This window comes from Streptomyces sp. NPDC007346 (assembly GCF_040703535.1).
Lineage (GTDB): Bacteria > Actinomycetota > Actinomycetes > Streptomycetales > Streptomycetaceae > Streptomyces.
In genome coordinates this window covers 53841-60673 of record NZ_JBEYKR010000024.1, presented here as the reverse complement: position 1 = coordinate 60673, position 6833 = coordinate 53841, and the positions used below count along the sequence as shown (strand labels likewise).

4 protein-coding genes and 1 pseudogene are annotated in these 6833 nt (G+C 72.2%); 1 reads left to right on the top strand and 4 read right to left on the bottom strand.

Going from position 1 to position 6833, the window contains the following annotated elements; genetic code table 11:
* Positions 1-95 precede the first annotated feature (95 nt).
* A pseudogene (locus tag AB0917_RS10165) lies at positions 96-629 on the bottom strand (hemolysin III family protein); the annotation flags it as partial.
* 209 nt (positions 630-838) lie between these two features.
* Between AB0917_RS10165 and AB0917_RS10160 the strand changes: the two are divergent.
* Positions 839-2665, top strand: coding sequence for a phosphoenolpyruvate carboxykinase (GTP) (locus AB0917_RS10160; RefSeq protein ID WP_366819047.1), 1827 nt, complete (start codon positions 839-841; stop codon positions 2663-2665).
* A gap of 369 nt (positions 2666-3034) precedes the next feature.
* Here AB0917_RS10160 and AB0917_RS10155 read toward each other — a convergent pair whose 3' ends face one another.
* From AB0917_RS10155 to AB0917_RS10145, 3 genes are read right to left on the bottom strand one after another with little or no spacing between them, the layout of a single operon-like run.
* Positions 3035-3664, bottom strand: a complete 630-nt coding sequence (locus AB0917_RS10155) for a hypothetical protein (RefSeq protein ID WP_366819046.1) — start codon at positions 3662-3664, stop codon at positions 3035-3037.
* The gene (locus AB0917_RS10150; RefSeq protein ID WP_366819045.1) at positions 3651-5270 is read right to left on the bottom strand and encodes a substrate-binding and VWA domain-containing protein; all 1620 of its coding nucleotides are present in this window, start codon (positions 5268-5270) and stop codon (positions 3651-3653) included. Before AB0917_RS10150 ends, AB0917_RS10155 begins: the two co-directional genes overlap by 14 nt.
* A complete protein-coding gene (locus AB0917_RS10145; protein ID WP_366819044.1) occupies positions 5267-6610 on the bottom strand; it encodes a toxic anion resistance protein in 1344 nt (447 codons plus the stop codon). Before AB0917_RS10145 ends, AB0917_RS10150 begins: the two co-directional genes overlap by 4 nt.
* Positions 6611-6833: the final 223 nt, after the last annotated feature.

Below are 6833 nucleotides of genomic sequence, written 5' to 3'. Positions count from 1 at the left end.
ACCGGTGAGCCGAAGATGGCGGTGGTCGACAAGGACTCGTTCTGGGTCTACGGCTTCTTCGAGGAGACCAAGCTGCCGCATGTGAAGGTGGGCGACACCGCGATGCCGCCCGTCCGCATGAAGTCGGGCAGGAAGAAGACCGCCGCCCAGCCCATCGCGATGTAGCACGGCGTGTAGAGCCAGCGCGGGGCGCCGACCCAGAAGACCCGGAAGGCGATGCCCGCCGCCGCGGCCGCCCACACCGCCCACAGCAGGGGCCGTCCGGTGGATTCGGGCAGGAGCAGCAGGGTCAGCGGGGTATAGGTCCCCGCGATGATCAGGAAGATGTTGGCGTGGTCCAGGCGGCGGAGCACCGCCTCTCCGCGCGGGCCCCAGGTGCCGCGGTGGTAGACCGCGCTCACGCCGAAGAGCAGGCAGGCGGTCGCGACGTAGATGGCGCACGCGATCCGGCCGCGGGCGCTGTCGGTCAGGGCGATCAGGGTGATTCCGGCGATCACCACTGCCGGGAACATGCCGGCGTGCAGCCAGCCGCGCATCCGGGGCTTGACGGGGACGGGATCGAGTTCGACCGGTCCCCTGGTCGCCTCGGCAGGTCCTTGGGTCGCGGCGGCAGCGGCGGCGTCAGTCATATCCGCATGTTACCTACGCAACCGTAGGTAACGAATACGAGTGGTGATGCTCACGTGTGCGGCCCCCTGGACGTATGGGCGGAACGGCCGGATGATCAAATGAGTGCGGTCGGCACCGGATGAGCGCCAGGGGATCGAAGGGTACGAAGCATCCGGGTCGCAGCCCCCACGGGGCACCTGACAACACACACCCTCATCAAGGAGCGATCGTGGCGCGCGACATCGCGGCTCCCCTCACTGTCCCCACCCACCACCAGGAGCTGATCTCCTGGGTCGACGAGATCGCAGCCATCACCCAGCCGGACCAGGTGGTCTGGTGCGACGGCTCCGAGGCCGAGTACGAGCGCCTGTGCGGGGAGCTCGTCGCCAAGGGCACGTTCACCAAGCTGGACGAGATCAAGCGGCCGAACTCGTACTACGCCGCGTCCGACCCGAGCGATGTCGCCCGCGTCGAGGACCGTACGTTCATCTGCTCCAAGGAGGAGAAGGACGCCGGGCCGACCAACCACTGGAAGGACCCCGCCGAGATGCGGGAGATCTTCACGGGGCAGGACGGTGTCTTCCGCGGCTCCATGCGCGGCCGCACCATGTACGTCGTGCCGTTCTGCATGGGCCCCGTCGGCTCGCCCCTCTCCGCCATCGGCGTCGAGATCACCGACTCGGCGTACGTCGCCGTCTCCATGCGCACCATGACCCGCATGGGGCGGACGGTCCTGGACGAGCTGGGCGGCGACGGCTTCTTCGTGAAGGCCGTCCACACCCTCGGCGCCCCCCTGGCCGACGGCGAGCAGGACGTCCCGTGGCCCTGCAACACCACCAAGTACATCTCGCACTTCCCCGAGGACCGCGAGATCTGGTCGTACGGCTCCGGCTACGGCGGCAACGCCCTGCTCGGCAAGAAGTGCTACGCCCTGCGCATCGCCTCCGTGATGGCCCGCGACGAGGGCTGGCTCGCCGAGCACATGCTCATCCTGAAGCTCACGCCGCCGCGTGGGGAGTCGAAGTACGTCGCCGCCGCGTTCCCCTCCGCCTGCGGCAAGACCAACCTCGCCATGCTGGAGCCGACCATCCCCGGCTGGACCGTGGAGACCATCGGCGACGACATCGCCTGGATGCGGTTCGGTGAGGACGGCCGGCTCTACGCGATCAACCCGGAGGCCGGGTTCTTCGGTGTCGCGCCCGGCACCGGCGAGCACACCAACGCCAACGCCATGAAGACCATGTGGGGCAACTCCGTCTTCACCAACGTGGCGCTGACGGACGACGGCGATGTGTGGTGGGAGGGCATGACCGAGGAGGCCCCGGCCCACCTCACGGACTGGAAGGGCAACGACTGGACCCCCGAGTCCGGTACGCCCGCCGCCCACCCCAACGCCCGTTTCACCGTCCCGGCCGGGCAGTGCCCGATCATCGCGCCCGAGTGGGAGGACCCCAAGGGCGTGCCGATCTCGGCCATCCTCTTCGGTGGCCGCCGCGCCTCCGCCGTACCGCTGGTCACCGAGTCCTTCGACTGGCAGCACGGCGTCTTCCTCGGAGCCAACGTCGCCTCCGAGAAGACGGCGGCCGCCGAGGGCAAGGTCGGCGAGCTGCGCCGCGACCCGTTCGCCATGCTGCCGTTCTGCGGCTACAACATGGGCGACTACATGAACCACTGGGTCAAGGTCGGCGCGGACAAGGCCGACCAGTCGAAGCTCCCGAAGATCTACTACGTGAACTGGTTCCGCAAGAACGACGCCGGCAAGTTCGTGTGGCCCGGCTTCGGTGAGAACAGCCGCGTGCTCAAGTGGATCGTGGAGCGCCTGGAGGGCAAGGGCGAGGGCGTCGAGACCCCGATCGGCATCCTGCCGGCCAAGGGCGCGCTCGACACCGAGGGCCTGGACCTCTCCGAGTCCGACCTCGACTTCCTGCTCACGGTCGACAAGGAGGTCTGGCGCGAGGAGGCCGCCCTGGTCCCCGAGCACCTCAACACCTTCGGCGACCACACGCCCAAGGAGCTGTGGGACGAGTACCGCGCGCTGGTGGAGCGGCTGGGCTGAGCCCGTACGGGCCGCCGGCCCCTGTCCCTGTACGGGGCGCTGGTCCCCGTACGGGCGGCTGGCCCACGTACGGTCCCGCCGGTCCGTACGGCGAGCTGCCCGGTGCGTGGCTGTGCTGAGCCCGTACGGGGACACTGAGCCCGTACGGGGACACTGAGCCCGTACGGGCCGCCGGTCCCTGTCCCTGTACAGGCCGCCGGTCCCGCTCGGAACTCCGCGGCCGGGTCCATCGGACATCCGCCCTGACCTGTGGGTACGACGACCCGCCGCGGCACAGGGCCTGTCGTCGCCGGCAGCCCTCGGTGACGACAGGCCTCGGCCCCCGGGACCCCCTCACGGTTTCGGGGGCCGCCCTTTTTTTGCCCGTCGTCAAGTGGTGCCCCGGTCCTCCAGATACCGCGTATGGGTCCGCTGGTGGATCTCCTCCGCCTCCCGCAACCCCGCCACCAGCTCCTCCGCCTCCCCGTGCAGCAGCGCCAGTTGCCGCTCCAACTGCTCCTCGGGGTCCTGCTGCCCCGGCGCCAGCCGCGTCCACCACCGGGTCCGTACGTAGGCGTCGACGGCCTCCGGGAGGTCCCGGTGCACCGCACGAGCCAGTACGTGGACGGCCTCCGGGTCGTCGGCCAGTGCCTGCGACACCCAGCCCGGCGCCAGCAGCCCGTCCAGCAACTCCGTGAGGGAGCCGAGCCGTTCGGTCGCGGCGGGTGGCAGGTCCACTTGGTCCAGGTACTCCCGCAGGGTCGTCACGTCGGCCCGGAGCGCGTCCAGCCGGGACGAGGGGTCGGGGAACTCCGGCGCGGGCGGCCGAGTCGGCGGCGCGACCAGCGCACCCGCCCCGTACAGCCCGGCGACCACCACCGGCCAGTACGTGCCCGCGAACCCCGTGAGCGTGAGGGCGAGCCCGCCCAGGGCGCAGGCGCTGCCGGTGAGGTTCTTCGCCGACTCCAGGTACGCGAGCGCCCGGCCCGCCACCCCGGGTGCCGGTCTACTGGTAGCCACGGATCTCCTCGAACGCCCCCTCCAGCGAGCCGGGGCCGTGCTCCTTCGTCCCGTCGAAGAGCCGGCCGCCGGTCAGGGCGGCGATCCGCTCCAGCTCGGAGCGGTCGGAGTCGCCGAACACGATCGGGAAGACCGGGGTGACCTGCCGGGCGGGCGGCAGGGACCGGTAGAACGCGGTGAAGTCGGCCGCCGAGCGGCCCGAGGTGTTCTCGCCGTCCGTCATCAGCACGATGGAGGTGAACGCGGACTCGGTGTCCGGGCCGAGATGGTCGTAGGCGGCGGAGAGCGACGAGTAGATCGCGGTCTCGCCCCGCGCCGTCAGCGCGGCGGCGTCCGCCCGGATCGCGGCGGGCCCGGCCTCCGGGTCGGCCGGATCGACGGTGTGGGTGCGGACCTGCTTCACGGTGGTGCCGAACGGCAGCAGCGTGACCTCCTCGCGCTGCCGGAAGTCGCCGGTCAGCCCGGTCAGGGCGGACTTCAGCTGCTCCAGCCGCTTCCCCTTCATCGACCCCGACGTGTCCAGGACGTACACCGTGCGCGAAGGGCGCCTGAGCTGGTGCTCGTAGGCGGAGAGCAGCCCGTCGGCGACCGATCGCGAACCGGGGAAGGGCAGTTCGCGGCGGGCCTCCGGGGAGAGCGGGTCGGCCGGGCGCGCGGAGGCGACGACCGGGCGGCGCAGGGTCTGCTCGGTCATCGCGCGCTGTGCGGCGGGGGAGCGGAGGTGCTCGGTGAGGGCCCGTACCGCGTCCTTGGCGTCGGGCGTGGCGGCGGCCAGGGTGGAGAGCGGGTAGTCGGCGGTCACCACCCCGTCGCGGGGGCGGATCACCGTCAGCCCGGTTCCGCTGTCCCGGTTGAGGGAGAGCAGCACCGACTCGTAGTTGACCAGCGCGTCCACGGTGGAGCGCCGGGCGTACGCGGAGGCCAGCCAGCCCGAGGAGCCGGAGGTCAGCCGCTGCCCCGCGAAGAACTCCTTCAGTTTCGGGCGCGCCGCGCGGACATCGGCGTCGGTCAGTGCGGCCTGGGCGCCGGAGAGCCCGGAGGCCACCGAAATGAGGGCGGAGAAGCCGGAGTTGGAGCGCTTGGGGTCGGTCATCCCGTACGTGAGCTTCCCGGCCGCCACCGCCTGGTGGACCTGGGCCCAGCTCACCTGCTCCGGGTCCCAGCCGAGCCGCTCCACCGTCGTGGGCCGTACCCCGAGGGCGACCGGCGAGGCCATGAGCGGGGTCTCGGAGGTGACGCGGCGGGCGGCCTCCGGGTCCAGGCGCAGATAGTCGTTGGACGACAGCCACACCGCGTCGTACGCCCCGTCCGCCTTCCCCGACGCCAGCCGCTCGACGGCGTCCAGGGTGCCGGTCCAGGTGGGCCGTACGGTGATCCCGGTCGCCTTCCGTGCCTCCTCCAACATGGGCTTCATGTCGGCGAGTTCACTGGAGGCGAGGACCCGGACCGTGCCGGTGCGGGGCTTGTCGTCGTCGGCCCCCTGGCCGGAACCGGCCGGCTGCGTCGTGCAGGCGGCGACCGGGAGGAGAAGGGCGGCGGTGGCGAGCAGGGACGTGAGGGCGCGCGGGAGCCCGCGGCCCGCCCCGGTCTGCGGGAGGCGGCTCATCCGAGGCCGCCGTCCAGCGCGCCGGCCGTGCGGCTGCGCTCCAACCGTGCGCCCGCTTCCTGGAGTTCGGCGGTCAGCGACTCGACGGTGGCGGCCATCGACTCCGTCGCCCGCACCTTGTACGTGTCGATGGCGTCCAGCGTCCGGTAGATCTGCTGGAACGCGGTACGCAGCGTCTCCGCGCCCACCGCCGGGTCGGCGGCGATGCGCTGGATCTCGCCGCTCTGGGTGGCCAGCATCTCCGCGTTGCCCCGGATCAGCTCCTCCGTGGTGGAGCGCAGCACCTGCACCTGCTCGGTCACCAGCCGCTGGTTCTCCAGCGCCGAGGCGAGCGTCACGGCGATCCGCAGCGCCGAGAGTGTGGTGGTCGCGGCCCGGTCGACGCCCTTGATCAGCTCCTCGTTGTTGCGCCGTACGACGTCCATCGCCAGGTACCCCTGGGCGCAGACGGCGAGCTGGGTCAGCAGGTCCTGGTGTTTCTGCCGGACGGGGAAGAGGACGTCGGCCCGGAGCGCGTCGGCCTGGACCGGGTCGGTGGGCTCGGTCTCCGCGATCCGGCGGGCCACGACACCGTCCAGGGCCTCGGTGAGGACCGCGTACTCCTGGAGTCTGCCCATCGACTCCCAGAGCCGGGTGCGTTCGGTGTGCAACGCGGCGTTGTCGCGGCGCAGTTCGTCCTGGCCGCTGCGGAGCGAGCCGACGATCCGGTGCAACGTGCCCTGCGCGGAGGCGTACTTCGCCACATGGTCGCGGAGCCGGTTCGCCCCGGGCAGCCTGGCCAGCAGCCGGCGGGCCCCGCGCCCGGAGGTGTCGCCCGGGTCGAGGTCCTGGACCGTGCGCCGCAGCTCGACCAGCGAGGCGCCGACCCGGGAGGGTGCGTCGCCCTCGCCGGAGGCCAGGGAGCGGACGGTGCGGTCCAGCATCCGGTTGGACTGCTGGGCGGCGGAGCGGATGTCGCCCTGTCCGAGCGAGGCGATCTCGCCGATCCGGGCGGTGAACTCCGGGGAGCGGGCGTCGAGTCCGGCGAGGGAGCCCACGTACTCCTCGGCGCGCCGGACCATCTCCTCCCGCACCGCGTCCTCGACCGGGACGAGACCGGAGGCCTGCTCGGTACGGACGGGGGCGACGGGCTCGGGCGGGGTGAGCACGAGCGGGGTGGTCGGCACATCGGCCGGCGGGGTGAGGGGCGCGGCGTGCGGTGGGGCGTGCGGCGGGGGCGCGTGCCGGGGTACGGCGTCCTGCGGCGGGGGCGCGTGCCGGGGTACGGAGTCCTGGGGGCCGGTCTTCTGGTGGCCGGTGTCCTGCGGTCCGGCGTACCGGCGTCTGGGGTCCTGGGGCATGGCTGAGCTCTCCTGGGCTGCTGCGGGTGCCTCGGGGGACACGGAGGATATGGAGGACACGGAGGACGCCGGGAACGGGAGGGCCGTCCTGCCTGCGGGCGGGGAGGACGCAGGGAACGAGGAGGCCGTCCCGCCCGCGGGCGCCGACGGAGGCGCCGAGGCGGCCGCGGCCGGGCAGGCTGGCCGGGGCACGGGCGCGCCTACGGCCGGGAAGGCCGGTAGG